Source organism: Acidiphilium sp. 34-64-41 (assembly GCF_002282635.1).
Classification (GTDB): domain Bacteria; phylum Pseudomonadota; class Alphaproteobacteria; order Acetobacterales; family Acetobacteraceae; genus Acidiphilium; species Acidiphilium rubrum.
Window position 1 is genome coordinate 1 of sequence record NZ_NCJX01000062.1, and the last position, 15,162, is coordinate 15,162.

Annotated in this window: 18 protein-coding genes and 1 pseudogene; 9 read left to right on the forward strand and 10 right to left on the reverse strand. The window is 63.7% G+C overall.

Annotated features, from left to right (window positions below):
- Positions 1–246 precede the first annotated feature (246 nt).
- The 3 genes from ykgO to B7X49_RS12760 form a co-directional block, all read right to left on the reverse strand.
- A complete protein-coding gene (ykgO, locus tag B7X49_RS12750) occupies positions 247–372 on the reverse strand; it encodes a type B 50S ribosomal protein L36 (protein WP_076454557.1) in 126 nt (41 codons plus the stop codon).
- Positions 373–587: 215 nt separating this feature from the next.
- The gene (locus B7X49_RS12755; protein WP_286703661.1) at positions 588–1,328 is read right to left on the reverse strand and encodes a WecB/TagA/CpsF family glycosyltransferase; all 741 of its coding nucleotides are present in this window, start codon (positions 1,326–1,328) and stop codon (positions 588–590) included.
- Positions 1,329–1,474: 146 nt separating this feature from the next.
- A complete protein-coding gene (locus B7X49_RS12760) occupies positions 1,475–2,164 on the reverse strand; it encodes a phosphatase PAP2 family protein (RefSeq protein WP_286703662.1) in 690 nt (229 codons plus the stop codon).
- A gap of 252 nt (positions 2,165–2,416) precedes the next feature.
- Between B7X49_RS12760 and B7X49_RS12765 the strand changes: the two are divergent.
- Positions 2,417–2,750: pseudogene (locus B7X49_RS12765) on the forward strand (hypothetical protein); the annotation flags it as partial.
- A gap of 69 nt (positions 2,751–2,819) precedes the next feature.
- On the opposite strand, the gene B7X49_RS12770 reads toward B7X49_RS12765, so the two are convergent.
- Positions 2,820–3,659 (reverse strand): SDR family NAD(P)-dependent oxidoreductase, encoded by an 840-nt coding sequence (locus tag B7X49_RS12770; RefSeq protein ID WP_286703663.1) that lies wholly within the window; start codon positions 3,657–3,659, stop codon positions 2,820–2,822.
- Between the two features lie 323 nt (positions 3,660–3,982).
- On the opposite strand from B7X49_RS12770, the gene B7X49_RS12775 reads away from it, so the two are divergent.
- The 6 genes from B7X49_RS12775 to B7X49_RS12800 are packed head-to-tail and all read left to right on the forward strand — an operon-like array spanning position 3,983 to position 7,947.
- The gene (locus B7X49_RS12775; protein WP_286703664.1) at positions 3,983–5,089 is read left to right on the forward strand and encodes a glycosyltransferase family 2 protein; all 1,107 of its coding nucleotides are present in this window, start codon (positions 3,983–3,985) and stop codon (positions 5,087–5,089) included.
- Positions 5,079–6,203 (forward strand): acyl-CoA dehydrogenase family protein, encoded by a 1,125-nt coding sequence (locus B7X49_RS12780; protein WP_286703665.1) that lies wholly within the window; start codon positions 5,079–5,081, stop codon positions 6,201–6,203. Before B7X49_RS12775 ends, B7X49_RS12780 begins: the two co-directional genes overlap by 11 nt.
- A complete protein-coding gene (locus B7X49_RS12785; protein ID WP_286703666.1) occupies positions 6,200–6,931 on the forward strand; it encodes a PIG-L deacetylase family protein in 732 nt (243 codons plus the stop codon). The genes B7X49_RS12780 and B7X49_RS12785 overlap by 4 nt, the downstream gene beginning before the upstream one ends.
- The gene (locus B7X49_RS12790; protein ID WP_286839672.1) at positions 6,928–7,275 is read left to right on the forward strand and encodes an SAM-dependent methyltransferase; all 348 of its coding nucleotides are present in this window, start codon (positions 6,928–6,930) and stop codon (positions 7,273–7,275) included. The genes B7X49_RS12785 and B7X49_RS12790 overlap by 4 nt, the downstream gene beginning before the upstream one ends.
- On the forward strand, positions 7,260–7,469 hold the full coding sequence (locus B7X49_RS12795; RefSeq protein ID WP_286839675.1) for a hypothetical protein: 210 nt from the start codon (positions 7,260–7,262) through the stop codon (positions 7,467–7,469). Before B7X49_RS12790 ends, B7X49_RS12795 begins: the two co-directional genes overlap by 16 nt.
- Positions 7,462–7,947, forward strand: coding sequence for a nucleoside deaminase (locus tag B7X49_RS12800; protein ID WP_286703668.1), 486 nt, complete (start codon positions 7,462–7,464; stop codon positions 7,945–7,947). The genes B7X49_RS12795 and B7X49_RS12800 overlap by 8 nt, the downstream gene beginning before the upstream one ends.
- A gap of 379 nt (positions 7,948–8,326) precedes the next feature.
- Here the strand turns inward: B7X49_RS12800 and nth are convergent, their stop codons facing one another.
- The gene (gene nth, locus B7X49_RS12805; RefSeq protein WP_286703669.1) at positions 8,327–8,989 is read right to left on the reverse strand and encodes an endonuclease III; all 663 of its coding nucleotides are present in this window, start codon (positions 8,987–8,989) and stop codon (positions 8,327–8,329) included.
- A 131-nt stretch (positions 8,990–9,120) separates the two neighbouring features.
- On the opposite strand from nth, the gene B7X49_RS12810 reads away from it, so the two are divergent.
- Positions 9,121–9,639, forward strand: coding sequence for a DUF2244 domain-containing protein (locus B7X49_RS12810; protein ID WP_286703670.1), 519 nt, complete (start codon positions 9,121–9,123; stop codon positions 9,637–9,639).
- A gap of 81 nt (positions 9,640–9,720) precedes the next feature.
- A complete protein-coding gene (locus B7X49_RS12815) occupies positions 9,721–10,857 on the forward strand; it encodes an MFS transporter (RefSeq protein WP_324504014.1) in 1,137 nt (378 codons plus the stop codon).
- A gap of 88 nt (positions 10,858–10,945) precedes the next feature.
- On the opposite strand, the gene B7X49_RS12820 is transcribed toward B7X49_RS12815, so the two are convergent.
- The 5 genes from B7X49_RS12820 to secG all read right to left on the reverse strand — a co-directional run bounded on the left by B7X49_RS12820 (position 10,946) and on the right by secG (position 15,142).
- Entirely contained in the window at positions 10,946–11,341 is a 396-nt protein-coding gene (locus tag B7X49_RS12820) for an OmpA family protein (RefSeq protein WP_162176819.1), read from the reverse strand.
- Between the two features lie 119 nt (positions 11,342–11,460).
- Positions 11,461–12,276, reverse strand: a complete 816-nt coding sequence (gene kdsA / locus B7X49_RS12825) for a 3-deoxy-8-phosphooctulonate synthase (RefSeq protein ID WP_286703672.1) — start codon at positions 12,274–12,276, stop codon at positions 11,461–11,463.
- 190 nt (positions 12,277–12,466) lie between these two features.
- Positions 12,467–12,868: a VOC family protein gene (locus tag B7X49_RS12830; RefSeq protein ID WP_286703673.1), complete on the reverse strand. Its 402-nt coding sequence runs from the start codon at positions 12,866–12,868 to the stop codon at positions 12,467–12,469.
- Positions 12,869–13,026: 158 nt separating this feature from the next.
- Positions 13,027–14,658, reverse strand: coding sequence for a CTP synthase (locus tag B7X49_RS12835; protein ID WP_286703674.1), 1,632 nt, complete (start codon positions 14,656–14,658; stop codon positions 13,027–13,029).
- 67 nt (positions 14,659–14,725) lie between these two features.
- Positions 14,726–15,142: a preprotein translocase subunit SecG gene (gene secG / locus B7X49_RS12840; RefSeq protein ID WP_286703675.1), complete on the reverse strand. Its 417-nt coding sequence runs from the start codon at positions 15,140–15,142 to the stop codon at positions 14,726–14,728.
- Positions 15,143–15,162 lie beyond the last annotated feature (20 nt).

The following is a 15,162-nucleotide window of genomic DNA, read 5'->3' on the forward strand; positions in this document are numbered from 1 at the left end:
CCGCTGGATGTTCTCCACAGATCAGGCAAGAGTGAAGATGGCCAAATCCTACCCCACGCCATCAATCAAGGAGTCGTAATCACTGCGACGGGACACTAGAAGACATGATCTGTTTTTCATCGATACCAGCCTCGCGCGCCGGCACGACAAGAGAAAGCCGCGCATGGCAAAACCACGCGCAGCCATCTCACCAAACCACAGCCCGGAACCACACCACACGGATCAAACCGGCGGCACCAGCCAGACTCAGCCCTGGCGGGCCTTCATCCGCGGGTTCTTCTTGTTGATCACATACACGCGACCATGACGACGCACCACACGACAATTCTTGTCGCGGGCCTTGGCGGAACGAAGCGAATTACGAATTTTCATGATATCTATCTCAAGCTGCTCACTGGGGTTGCCCGGCTTATGGAAACCCGGCACCATTCTGTCAACCCGGCGGCGCTTGAAGCAAGCAACGCGCGGGGGGTCCCTCCGGAGCTATTCATATAGCAGCCATAGAAAACCAAGCAGATAGACCGCGAAGCCGATCAATCCGAGATTAACGAAAGCGAGCGCAACACTCAGGCGCGGGGTGGTGATGCTCATGGCGAACGACCCCGCAGGTCGGCGACAATGGCGGACGCAAAGCGGAATGCGCCGAACCCGTAGCGCCCGGCGAGGCGGCGCGGTTCCTGAACGAGCCGCCAGAGCCATTCGGTGTGCAGGGTCTGCACCGCCTGAGGCGCGCGGCGCACCAGACCGAGCGCCATTTTGACGCCCTGGCCGACGCAGAGCGCCCAGCAATCGGGTAAAGCATCGTGGTAACGATCGATGAAAATCTCGCTCTGCGGTGCGCCGACCCCCATGACCAGCAGCGTCGGCCGGTGCTGCGCGATGGCCAAGGCGAGCTGGTCGCAGGCGGCAGGTTGGGTGATGAAACCGAGCGGCGGGATGCTGGTTGCAACCCGATCGGCGATGCCGTGCGTGTGCGCCCAGGTTTCGACGGCGCGGGCGGTCTCCGGGCGGTCGACCACGAACAGCAGGCGAGCGGCGGGATCGGGGTGGCGCATCAGCCGGGCGATCAGGCCTGATCCGGTGACACGATGGGCCGGGTGACCGCGCAACCTGGCGTAGTAATGGACCGGAAACCCATCGCAGAGGATGATGGCGGCGCGGCGGTAGGCGGCCCGAAAGGCGGGGTTGCGGCGGTATTGGACGATGTGGTCGAGATTGGGCGTGACGACCAGAGACGCACCCGCGCCCACCGGAGAGGGCGCGGCGATGCGCGCGGCGGCGGCCGCTTCGTCGAGCGCGCTGGGCACAAAGCCAAAAATCGGGCGCACGGACCTTTGCACCAGCAAGGACATAAATGAATAAAAGTTTTTTTGCTGCTTTTTTTTAAGCAAAGCAGCCCTTGCTGCCGATCACGCCGCACCGCAGCACCCGATCGAACAGCGCGACATACATGTCGGCGGCGGCGGTTGGGTCATCATCGGCGGCGACCCTGACCGATCCAGCCGGAGGTGAGCGAAACCGTACCAGCGGCGACGGTGATACCAAGGGCAAAGCCCGCGATTGTGTCGGAGACGAAATGGAAATCGGCCGCGATCAGGCCGATCACGACAAGCACGATTGCGCCACCCCAGATCGGGCGATAGCGCGGGACGAACATCCAGAGCACCGCCATCGGGGCGGTGATGGCGGTGGTGTGGCCGGATGGAAACGAGGCATAGCTATTGCCGCCGTGGAACGGAAAAAACCCGAAGACGTGGTCGTTCAGGTACGATGGATGCTCGTGGATCCCCGGAAACGGGTACGACTGCGGCCAGACACGGCCAAAATCGAATTTCAGCTGATTTTTGATCATGATGGCGACGAACGTGGCCAGCGCGATCGCGAGAACCATCCGGCCGGTACGGTCCAGAGCGACGCCACACCATGCGGCGATGACAATGCCGACCAGCGCCAGCGTGGCCAGCGGTGATGGCAGGTTCGCGATGGCGGCCATCGCGATGAACGGCAGGCGGTCGTGGACGTGGATGGCCATGAACCGCGCAACGGGTCGGTCGATGTAGGCGATCGACAACAGGATCAGCGAAATCGTTGTAACGGCACCGGCCAAGGCACGGCGTAGTGCCAAACCCGCACGGACGACGGCACGTTCAGGCTGTTTCGACACTGATGGCCACCTCCGGCACGCGATTTAGATCTCTGTGCTTATGACAGCGATGGTATCGATGCAAAGTGGCGAACGCAGCGGTCGGTTATGACGGGGAAAATGGTCGTACTATTGATTTTCCATATGCCAGCAGGCAAATAATGAGTAAATTCGTATTCATATCCCTGCTATTATTTTTAAAAATTATTTAAGCGCGGAAATAATCAACCCGAAAAGATTGCTTTCTGGTCTGTCCGGTCTGCCGCGGGCGGCACCACGGTGCAGGCGTATTTCCACCGGTTCTGCCGCGAGGGCACTCTGGAACGCATCAACCACGCCCTTGTCATGATGGCCCGGGAATTGAGCGGTCGTGAACCTCCCCCACTGCCAGGGTAATCGACAGTCAATCGGTGAAGACGACCGAAGCCGGCGGCCCGCACGGGTTCGATGCCGGCAAGAAGATCAAGGCTGCTTCGCCAAAATCGGCAACTGGAGCATACCGATCGTCAAATCACCTGACACCGCCACGGGATTTGAACTCCTACCCCGCAGGTGGGTGGTCAAGAGAGCCTTCGCCTGCCTCGCTAGATGCCGCCGCCTCTCAAGAAAAATCACCCACCAGAGATAGCAACACTAACATTCAGAGTCAGGCTCTTAATCATTCAGCAAGTAGCGCCTATTGATAATGTGCGCTGTCCCCACCCGTCACGTCGAATGTCGCGCCACTGATCATCCGGGCCGCGTCCGATGCCAGAAACGCGATCACTGGTGCGACATCGTCGGGGTCAATCCACGGAACGCCAAGCGGTGTCTTCGCAATCAACCCATCGCGCGCGGTCGCTTCATCCGCGGCAATATTGCCGCTCGGCACTTTGCCCGCCTCCTGCAATGCCTGGGCATAGCGGCTTTCATGTCGTGTCAGCGGCGTGTCGATCAGCCCCGGAATAACAGCATTGACGGTGACGCCATGGGCGCCGAGTTCGAGAGCGGCGGATTTCATCAACCCGATGATCCCCCACTTCGAAGCGGAGTACGCGGCGCCGAACTTTGTTCCATGCCGCCCTTGCGTCGAGGAGGACACGATGATCCTTCCACCACCGTGTTGCGCGGTATGGGCGACAATCCCCGGCGCAAAGGCGCGAATTGCATTGGCCGTACCCGTGAGATTGACGTCGATCTGGTCATGCCAGTCAGCGTCCGCCATTTCGAGGAGAGGCTTGAATGCCTGGATGCCGGCATTGGCAAACAGGATATCGATCCCGCCGAACCGTGCGCACGCCTCGTCAGCACATCGGCGTAAAGCGGCGAGGTCGCGCTGATCCGCGGTCAGAGCAAGAAACGCCCGGCCCATTGCGCTGACGGAAGCGCCGGTTTGAGCCAGGTCGTCCGGCGTTGCCACGTTCACTTCGAGTGTCTGACTGACGGGCCCCGCAATATCGATACCCACAATATCCGCGCCAGCGCTGGCCAGCACAATCGCCGCTGCCCGCCCAATCCCACGCGCCGCACCGGTCACGACTGCTGCTCGTCCATCGAGACGCAGACGATCGGCATAAGAACGGTCCATCTCGGTCACTCCCTCTCTCGTCGCCCGCGTCAGATGGCGACACGGGGCGGCAAGATCAATCGGGCCATCACGACGCAGGGGTTACTGGAGGATGTTGCCCCATTCGTGGGGTGTGACCCGCCATTATCGTGTCTTTCAAAACGAACACGCCTTAGCCCGGTCGAACCGGATCGGCCGCGATCCGTAACGTTTTCACCTCTCGTACTGTTTAAATTCCTGCAAGAAATCCTGGCTTTATTGAAAGCGCACGTAAATTTGACAATTTCGCTTTCATGTCTCCGAACGAACCAACCATCGTCGCCGTCCCTGTCCGTAACGAGGAATTTCACCTCAATTCGTGCCTCGATGCGCTGGTCGCCCAGACAAGTCCCGCCGATAAAATCGTTCTGCTGCTGAACAACTGTACCGATGACAGTCGAGCGATCTGTCAAACAGCAAAACAGTCTCATGCCTCCATCCAGATCGTGGAATGTCAGTTGGCCGATCATGAAGCCACCGCCGGCGAGGCGCGTCGCCGCACCATCGATCATGCACTCGGCGTCGCCGCCGACGGGGTCGTTCTGACCACGGATGCCGATTCCGTCGTGCCTGTCACATGGATTGCCGACAACCTCGCCGAGATCGCCAATGGCGTCGATTGCGTTTGCGGCATGGCGGTGATCGACCCTGAGGGCTGCGGCGAAGACCGCAGGCGTCTCGCGTTCGACGCGCTGCGCGAGGCCCTGCTTCTCAACGTCCAGGACGAAGTCGCCGCGATGGTCGATCCTGATCCGTTCGATCCATGGCCGCGGCATCAGCACCATTCCGGCGCGAGCATCGCGGTGCGGGCATCCCTGCTGCGCCGGGCCGGCGGGGTGCCGCGTGTCGTCTCCGGTGAGGACCGCGCGCTGATTGCAAGACTAGCAGGGCTCGACGCCAAGATCCGTCACGCGCCTCACATCCAGGTTCGGGTCTCCGGTCGGCTGCACGGCCGCGCATCCGGCGGCATGGCCGAAACCATGAGGCGCCGCCTGCACTCCCAGGATCGGCTGACCGATGACATGCTCGAACCGACGGTCGATGCCTATCGGCGGGTCCTGACCCGCGCGCGCCTGCGCCGTCTCCGGCTTGGCGACATCATCGACGAGCCGATCGACCGGGTCGCGACGGATTTGCTGGTGCCACCGGACATTGTGTCCACCGCACGCCACGCGCCACATTTCGGCACGGCGTGGGATACCATCCAGCGCGCAAGTCCGATGCTGCGACGCCGACGGGTCGCCTTCCTCGACCTCGCGCGCGAAACCCGCCAGGCATTGGCGTTGCGCGACCATCTGCGTGCGGCCAAGGTGCAGTGCCGCGAGCGCCTCGATTGGCAGGATGTGCGCCATGCTCTGTGAACGAACCGCCTTGTGCGAGGCGGTCGGCGCGATGGTGCCGGTGCTCCAGCAGCAGGCCGCGGCCGACGACGCCGCGGGTGACTTCCCCGGCGACAGTTTTCACCGCCTGAGGCAGTTGGGCCTGCTGCGCGCGCCGTTGCCCGAAACCCTCGGCGGCCTTGGATTGGGCGATGGTGCCACCGGTGCGGCGGCGTTGCTGCGACTATTGGCGTTGCTGGGGGAAGCGAGCCTGCCGGTCGCACGGCTTTACGAGGCTCATGTCAATGCCCTGCAACTCATCTGTCGTTACGGCAACGAATCCCTGATCCGACGGTGCGCGGCCGATGCCGTGGCCGGCGCCTTGTTCGCTTTGTGGGTGACCGACCCGCCGGAAGGCGCACTGACCATGCACAGCGAAGGTGATGGATATGGTCTCGTCGGCGCCAAGGCATTCTGTTCCGGCGCAGGCACCGCGACCCGCGCCCTCGTGACCGCCGCGACGCCGGGCGGCACACAGATGCTCATCATCAGCGTGGACCCCGGCACCAGAGTGTTGCCAAGTCCGATCAAACTCAGCGGCATGCGGGCGGCGACCACCGGCAGCATGGATCTGACCGGCATCCACGTACCGGCCGACGCACTGCTGGGCGAGACGGGCGATTACCTGCGCGAGCCGGTCTTCTCCGCCGGCGCCTGGCGCAGTGCCGCGGCGGCGCTTGGTGGTTTGAAAGCGCTGGTCGCGCTTCACCGCGATGAAATCCGCCGCCGTGGCCGGGCGCAGGACCCGCACCAGCAGGCACGCTTCGGGGCGCTGCTCATCGCCTATGAAACCGCCCGGTTGTGGATGGACCAGGCGGCGCTGCGCGGCTGCCTCGAAGATGACAGCGCGGCCGCCATCGTCGCCTACGTCAACCTCGCCCGCCTGGCCGTCGAATCGGCGTGTCTGGACGCGATGCGGCTGTCCCAGCGCAGCCTGGGGCTGGGTGCCTTCATCGCGGGCCATCCCGCCGAGCGCATCTGCCGCGACCTCGCCACCTATCTGCGCCAACCCGCCCCGGATGAGACCCTGGTGAAAGCGGCCAGCCATTATTTCCACGCGCCGCTCCCCGGCCCGGCATCGGCAACGGCCGCATGAGGACGGTCGCCGACGTCCTGGCCGGTTTCCGGTCGCTGCCCGTAGCCGATATCCACACCGTGCTCGACGGCGGCAAAGCCCTGATCCTCGCCCCCCATCCCGACGACGAGAGCCTCGGCTGCGGCGGTTTCATCGCCTCCGCCTGCATAGCCGGCCACGCCCCGATCGTCGTGATCCTGACCGACGGCGCCGCCTCGCATCCCGGCTCACGTCAGTGTCCACCGGCCCGCCTGCGCGCGGTCCGCGAAGCGGAAGCGCGCGATGCGGTAGCGCGGCTGGGTCTGCCGCCCGACAATCTGATCTTTCTCCGCCATGCCGATACTGGCCTGCCGGCCTCCGGACCCGATTTCGAAACTGCCTGCAACAACATCGCGATGATCGCGCACACGACCGGCTGCGCGCTCCTGGTGGCACCCTGGCACGGCGATCCGCATTGCGATCACCAGGCCGCGGCCCTGATGGCCGCGGCGGTCGCCGCGCGCGGCCGGCTGCGCCTGCTCTCCTACCCGGTGTGGGGCTGGCTGCGCGACGGCGATGATCGGGTCGGCGAAGCCCGGCACGGCGGCTATCGGCTCGATATCACGACCCACCTGAGCGCGAAGCAGCACGCCATCGCGGCCCATGTGTCGCAATATGGCGGATTGATCACCGACTCGCCCGCGGGCTTTCAACTTCCGCCAGCGCTTCTGGCGGTGTTCGAGGCCCAGTTCGAAGTGTTCATCGAATGACCGCACCACCCTGGCGATCGCGCGACGCCGCCTATTTCGCCGCACTATACGACGCCAACCCCGATCCGTGGAATTTCATCGGCAGCGCCTATGAACATCGGAAATATCAGGCGACGATGGCCGCGCTCGAATTCCGCCGGTTCGACCGCGCGTTTGAAATCGGTTGCTCGATCGGCGTGCTCACCCGCCAGCTCGCACCCCACTGCGCCAGCCTGCTCGCCGTCGATATCGTCGAGGCCGCGCTCGCGCACGCCCGCGCCCGCTGCGCTGCGCTGCCGCACGTCCGTTTCGCCGCGCTGCGCGTGCCAGACGCGTGGCCGGCGGGCGCGTGGCCGCCCACGTGACCAGCACGCTCGCGCCGGGCGGCATCGTGCTCCTGGTCAACTACACCGAACAGATCGACGAGCCGTGCAGCGGCGATCAGGCGGCGGCGCATTTCATCGAAGCCGCAGCGCCGCGGCTCCGTGTCGATCTGCAGCAACGCCATCAGAGTTTCCGAATCGACCGATTACACATGGATGGGAGCGCGCATGACTGATGAGGATTACATGAGGCTGGCAATCGAAATGGCCAGGCAAGGCGACCGCGCCAGCAAATGCAGCCCGATCGGCTGCGTGCTGGTGCTCGACGGCGCGGTGATCGCGCAGGCGCACAACGAGGTCGAGCATCGCTGCGACCCGACCGCCCATGCCGAAATTCTCGCGATGCGCCAGGCCGGCGCGCATCTGCACCGGTCACGCTTTCCAGGGGCGGTGTTGTATTCGACGCTGCAACCCTGCGGCATGTGCAGCATGGCGAGCATCTGGGCCGGCATATCCCGCATCGTTTATGGTGCGGAGCGCCATCAGGTGCATCAGATGTATTTCGAGGATCGTGATCTCGACACGGTCGATTTCCTGCGTGATGCGTATAAGGACGACGTGCAGATCGAAGCGGGCCTGCTCGGTGAGGAGTGCGCTGCCCTCTATTACGGACCGCAGGATGATCCGCCCGTCGAAGAACAAGCCAATCTATGACCAGGCTCTCGCGATCAAATCCCGCACCCGCCGCCCCAGCATGTCCATTGGAAATGGTTTCGTAACGATATGCATGCGCGGCTTCAAACAACCTTCGCCGATCACCGCGGATTTCGACACACCAAACCGTTCCGCCGCTGCCCGCGCCGACATGCCACCAGTCAAAACCGCACCGACAACGCGCTAGCGTACGTCGATCGAATAGGGATTTGCCATCCAATGCTGGCCGCCACACCCAGCCATAAGCTTGAATCACAGCTCAAACCGCGCCGGAATCCCTCAACCGAATCAGACCCATGTCATCGCGCTCCAGCCAGGGGCGGCGAGAAATCTCCATGCTTGGCACAGACGTCAGACTTTACAGAGCCAGTGACGATTGTCAGACATCGCGGCGTGCCGCAGGGCTGGGTGCGGGTGTCTTCGGTTTGTAAACGCACCACGCCGCACCCGGGCAGCGCCAGCATTCGGGTTTACGGGCTTTGCAGACGTAGCGACCGTGCAGGATCAGCCAGTGGTGGGCAGGGCGGAGCATGGCCGGTGGGATGCGGGCGACCAGGCCGTCTTCGACCTGGCGGACATTGTTTCCCGGGGCCAGACCCGTGCGATTGCCGAGCCGGAAAATATGGGTGTCGACCGCCATGGTGGCGTGGCCGAACACTTCGTTGAGCACGACGTTGGCGGTCTTGCGGCCGACGCCGGGCAGCGCTTCGAGCGCTTCGCGGTCGGCGGGAACGTCGCCGTTGTGGCGTTCGAGCAGCAGATGGGCCAAGGCGGCGACGTTTTTCGCCTTCGCCTGCCAGAGCCCGATCGAGCGGATGTGCCGCGCGATGCCGGTGGCCCCCAGGGCGGCCATGGCGGCAGGATCGGGTGCTTCGGCGAATAGGCCGGGCGTGGCTTTGTTGACCGCGGCATCGCTGGTCTGCGCGGAGAGCACGACGGCGACCAGCAGGGTGAACGGGGTGGAATAGACGAGTTCGGTCTGCGGCGTCGGGTTGTTTTGGCTAATGGCGGTCAGGAACGGTGCGATATCGGCCCGTTTCATCAATTTAGGTTTGATTTGTCTGGGTTTTGGCGCTTGTGCGGTCGGCATGGCGGATTAGTGTCGGGGCGGGGCGGGTTTGGCAAGACGGGTTCGGCTCTTGCGGTCGGGCAAATCGATGCGAATTTAGCAACATGTCCGACACCATCGCCGCTGACCTGGGGCCACCCCCGATTTTCGAAGCCATTTTGACGCCGCACCGCAGCATGGACCGACGCGGGATGTATGTGGTGTTCGGGGTGATGGCCGCGGGATCGATGCTGGTAACCAGCCTGATGTATTTTCTTGGAGCGTTCCCGGTCATCGGGTTCAATGGGGCGGACCTGATTCTCGCGATCGTGCTGTATTCGATGAACATGCGCGGCGCGCGGGCTTCGGAGGTGATTCTGCTGACCGAGGCCGGGTTGACCATTACCCGAACAACGCCGCGCGGGCGACGGACCCAGGTTTCGATGGCGCCGGGGTGGTTGCGGGTGCAACTCGAAGAAAACGCCGGCAGCAATCCGATCCTGTCGATCGCAAACCGCGAGGGGCGGCATATTGTCGGCATGGCGCTCGGCGAGGCGGAGCGGCGGGATTTGGCGGCGGCGCTGGGTGATGCGTTCGCGCGCCTGCGCTCCCCGCGTTTCGACAACCCTCAGACGCGAAATTAACAGAAGTTTTCTGCTTCTGTTTTTTGAAAAAGTAGCGCCTTCTGCGCGCTTCACTTTTTTCGGTTGTGTATGCCCTTACCCTTGATAGCGCTGATCGTCGCGAGTTTCGCGATCGGCACCAGCGAGTTCGTGATTGTCGGTCTGGTGCCCGAGTTGGCGCGGGATTTTGCAGTATCGGTGCCGCAAGCCGGATATCTGGTGACCGCCTATGCGCTCGGGGTGACGTTCGGCTCCCCGTTTGTGGCCGTGTTGGTCGGGCGATGGCAGCGGCGCACCGCGCTGATTTCATTGATGGGCGTGTTCGTGCTGGGCAATGCGCTGTGCGCGCTGGCCCCCGGTTATTGGACGATGATGGCGGCGCGAGTGATCACCGCGCTGTCGCATGGCGCGTTTTTCGGGATCGGCTCGGTGGTCGCGGCGGATCTCGTGCCGCGCGAAAAACGGGCGCGGGCGGTGGCGCTGGTGTTTCTCGGCCTGACCATGGCGAACGTGCTGGGCGTGCCGGCGGGGACGATTCTGGGGCAGGCGGCAGGCTGGCGCGCGACGTTCTGGGCGGTGATGGCAATCGGGCTGCTGTCGATGGCGGCGATTGCCGTTTTGTTGCCGAAGGGCATGCCGGGTGGCAGCGGGCGGTTGCTGAACGAGGTGCGGATTCTGGGCCGCACACAGGTTCTGCTGGCGATGCTGATGGCGGTGCTGAGTTCGATGAGCCTGTTCAGCGTGTTCACCTATATCGCGCCACTGCTCGAAAAGGTAAGCGGCCTGTCGCCGCATTGGGTGAGCGTTGCCTTGCTGATTTTCGGGGCCGGGTTAACGGCCGGCGGACTGCTCGGCGGGCGATTGGCGGACCGGCACTCGGCGCGGACCATCGTGCTGACGTTTTCGGCGCTGGCGGTGATCCTGGTGGTGCTGCGGCTGGTGAGTTTCAGCGGTGTGCTGGCGGTTGGCGTGCTGCTGGTGTGGGGGATTGCGGTGTTCACGATGGTATCGCCGTTGCAGACGCGCGTGATCGACTACGCGCGGGATGCACCGAACCTGGCGTCCACCATCAATCAGGGCGCGTTTAACCTGGGCAACGCGGCAGGGGCATGGGTTGGCGGCGCGGCGCTGGGCGTTGGTGTCAGCTATTTGGATCTGCCACTCGTGGGCGCCTTGATGGCGGTACTGGGCCTGGGCGTTGCGCTGTGGACCTTCCGGCTCGAGCGGCGAACCGCGTAAGGATCAGACCAATCGCCTCCAGGTGCGTCACTCAAGTCAACAAGGCGGGGGGATTGGCTTGCTACTCCACGCCCCACCCCAAAATCCATCAATGGCCGATCGTGATGGTGGCGGTGCGGCTGGCTTGTTGGCTGGCGGGCGGGCTGCCGACGGCGCCGAGGCCTTGGGTGGAGACCCGGGTGGCGGGAACGCCATCGGCGATGAGTTGGGTGGCGACGGCGGAGGCCCGGGCGTTGGAGAGTTTGATGTTATCGGGTGTGCTGCCGACGGTGTCGGCGGCGCCGGAGACTGTAACGGGGCTGAGCGGGTAGTCGGCGGCGACTTTCGCGGCTTTGGTGATCACGCTCAGGCCGGGCGCGCGCACGGCGGCGGAGTTGGGCTGGAAGAAGATCACGTAGCTACGGTCTGGATGCATGAAGGGCAGGTTGGCGCAGCCGGCCAGGGCCAGCAGCGGCAGGGCGGACAAGACGATCGAACGGCGCATGAAGATCTCCTGCGGGTTCATTCCCGGTATGGCATCGTTTCTGCCCGGTCTCAGCTTTCGCGACAAGCGGGTTAATGAGGGTGTCGGGAAGAGTGGTCTGCGGGGTTCGGGGTGCGGTCCTATTGTTTCGCCACCTGATCGAACTGCTGCAATCGTGCCAGCAGGGCGGGCATTTGATCGAGCGGGATCATGTTCGGGCCGTCGCTGGGGGCGTGGTCGGGGTCGGGGTGGCATTCGATGAACAGGGCAGCACAGCCAACGGCGATGGCGGCGCGGGCGAGGATGGGGGCGAATTCGCGTTGGCCGCCCGATGAACTGCCTTGGCCGCCGGGCTGCTGGACCGAGTGGGTGGCATCGAACACCACCGGGTAGCCGGTGCGCGCCATGATCGGCAGGGCCCGCAGGTCGCTGACCAAAGTGTTGTAGCCGAAGCTGGCACCGCGCTCGGTCAGCAGGATGCGTTCATTGCCGGTGCTGGCGATTTTGGCGGCGACGTTGGTCATGTCCCACGGCGCCAGAAACTGGCCTTTCTTGATGTTGATGGCGCGGCCGGTGTGGCCGGCGGCGAGCAGCAGATCGGTCTGGCGGCAGAGGAAGGCGGGGATTTGCAACACGTCGACCACTTCGGCGACCGGGGCGCATTGATGCGCGTCATGCACGTCGGTCAGCACGGGAATGCCGAATTTGGTCCGGATATCGGCGAGAACCCTCAAGCCGAGGTCCATGCCGACGCCGCGGCCTTTGCCGAGTGAGGTGCGGTTCGCCTTGTCGTAGCTCGATTTGAAGATCAGACCGATGCCGAGTGTGCGGGTGATGGCGACCAGTTCGGCGGCGACGCCCATGGCGTGATCGGCGGATTCGATCTGGCAGGGGCCGGAGATCAGGGTGAAGGGCAGGTCGTTGCCGATGGTCAGGTCGCCGATGGTGACGTTCATGGGGTGCCTTGGGAAAGGAAGAGGTAGGGAAGGCCTTCTTTTTTATAAAAAAGAAGAAAAAATTTTCGATCGCTGGGCCCGAGACTGTGGCGACGCCAACGCCCAGGACCCAGCGAATAAAAGTTTTTTGGTTCTTTTTTACAAAAAAGAACTCTTTTTATGCTGACTACCATTCATTGGTTCAAATCCTTCAAGGAAGACCGGTCGTGTGGACGAAGCAGAGTTTGTTGCCTTCGGGATCGCGGCAATAGGCGCCGTAATAGTCAGGCTCGTACTGCGGTCGCAACCCTGGAGCGCCCTCATCGGAGCCGCCATGATCGAGTGCCGCCTGCCAGGCAAGATCAACGGCGCTGCGGGACGGCGCAGCAAAGCTCACTTGCACGCCGTTGCCCCAGGTGGAGGGGAGCCCGTTCAGTGGGTACTGGACATAGAACAGGGGCCAGCGTTGCCCCGGCCGTGTCCAGCCGGCACCGGCGGGTCCACCATCGTCCTCTGAGGCTTTGCGGATCAGGCCGAGCGGCGCCAATGCGGCGTCGTAAAAGCCGATGAGACACGTGAGGTCGCGACAGCCGAGCATGATGTGACTGAACATGGCGGACTTTCGGAAGAGGTAGGGAAGGCCTTCTTTTTTATAAAAAAGAAGCAAAAAATTTTCGCTCGCTGGGCTTGAGACTGTGGCGCAGCCCAAGCCGCAGGCCCAGCGAATAAAAGTTTTTTGGTTCTTTTTTACAAAAAAGAACCCTTCTTTTCCTAAACCAACCGAGCCTGCCGCACCGCCGCCCCGATGAACCCGGCGAACAGCGGGTGCGGATCGAACGGTTTGGATTTCAGTTCCGGGTGGTATTGCACGCCGATGAACCAGGGGTGGTCGGGGTATTCGACGATTTCGGGGAGGATGCCGTCGGGGGAGAGGCCGGAGAAGTGCAGGCCGGCGGCTTCGAGGGCTTCGCGGTAGTGGATGTTGACTTCGTAGCGATGGCGGTGGCGTTCCTCGATCGTGGTCGCACCGTCGTAGACCGTGCTGACCAGGCTGTTCGGCGCGAGGGTGGCGGGGAAGGCGCCGAGGCGCATGGTGCCGCCGAGATCGCCTTCGGCGGCGCGGCGTTCGATTTCATTGCCGCGCGCCCATTCGGTGAGCAGGCCGACCACCGGGGTTTCGCAGGGGCCGAATTCGGTGGAGGAGGCCATGGGCAGGTTTGCGAGGTTGCGGGCCGCTTCGATCACCGCCATCTGCATGCCGAAGCAGATGCCGAGGAAGGGGACGCGGCGTTCGCGGGCGAAGCGGACCGCTTCGATCTTGCCTTCGGTGCCGCGTTCGCCGAAGCCGCCGGGGACCAGGATGCCGTGCACGCCGTCAAGCCGGGCGACCGCGCCGGGTTGCTCGAACACCTCGGAATCGACCCATTCGAGCTTGACCTTGATCCGGTTGGCGATGCCGCCGTGGGCGAGAGCTTCGGCCAGGGATTTATAACTGTCGAGCAGGTTGGTGTATTTGCCGACCACCGCGATTTTCACCTCGCCTTCCGGCGCGTTCACGGTTTCGACGATGCGGCGCCAGCGCGAGAGGTCGGGTGCGATGTCGTGCGGCAGGTTGAAATGGCGCAGCACTTCGCGGTCCATGCCGGCCTGATGATAGGAGATCGGCACTTCGTAGATGGTCGAGACATCGAGGGCGGGGACCACCGCTTCGGGGCGGACGTTGCAGAACAGGGCGATCTTGCGGCGTTCGCCGTCGGGGATCGGCCGGTCGCAGCGGCAGATCAGCATTTGCGGCTGGATGCCGACGTTGAGCAGTTCCTTGACCGAGTGCTGGGTCGGTTTGGTTTTCAGCTCACCGGCGCTGGGGATGTAGGGCACCAGGGTGAGGTGGACGAACATCGCGCCATCCGGGCCGAGTTCGTTGCCGAGTTGGCGGATCGCTTCGAGGAAGGGCAGACCCTCGATATCGCCGACGGTGCCGCCGATTTCGACCAGGACGAAATCGAGGCCTTCGGTGTCGTTGAGGACGACCTGTTTGATCGCATCGGTGATGTGGGGGATGACCTGGACGGTGGCGCCGAGGTAATCGCCCCGGCGTTCGCGGGCGATGACGTCGGAATAGATGCGCCCGGTGGTTGCGTTGTCGGATTTGGTGGCGTGCACGCCGGTGAAGCGCTCGTAATGGCCGAGGTCGAGGTCGGTTTCGGCGCCATCGTCGGTGACGAAGACCTCGCCGTGCTGGTACGGGCTCATGGTGCCGGGATCGACGTTGAGATAGGGGTCGAGCTTGCGGAGCCGGACCTTGTAGCCGCGCGCCTGCAGCAGCGCGCCGAGCGAAGCGGAAGCGATACCCTTGCCGAGCGAGGAGACCACGCCGCCGGTGATGAATACATACCGGGTCATGGACGGTCCCCATAACAGAGGGCGGCGCGGCGTAAAACCCCGCGCCGTTGGCATCGCGGATCAGCCATCAGTTTTTGGCGGGTGCGGGTGCGGGGGCGGGCGCGGGTGCCGGGGCAGGTGATGGTGCCGGTGTCGCGTTGGATTCGCCCGGCACCGGCGGCAGCGGTGCGAGGGGTGCGGTGGGTGCCTTGGTGCTGGCCGGGGCGCTGGTGGCGGGCACCGGGCCGTTCAGGATCGACTCACCGCTGCTGGTGCCGCCGTTTTTATACAGCAGCGCGAGGATCAGGCTCAGTGCCATGAACGCGGTGGCCAGAACGGCGGTGGTGCGGGTGAGCAGATTGGCGGTGCCGCGGCCGGTCATGAAATTGCCCATGCCCTGGCTGGAGCCGAGACCCAGCCCGCCTCCCTCGCTGCGCTGGATCAGCACGACGCCGATCAACGCGAGAGTGACGAACGCTTGCAGCACGAGCAGAACCGTAATCATGAGAACCTTCCGAACATCGC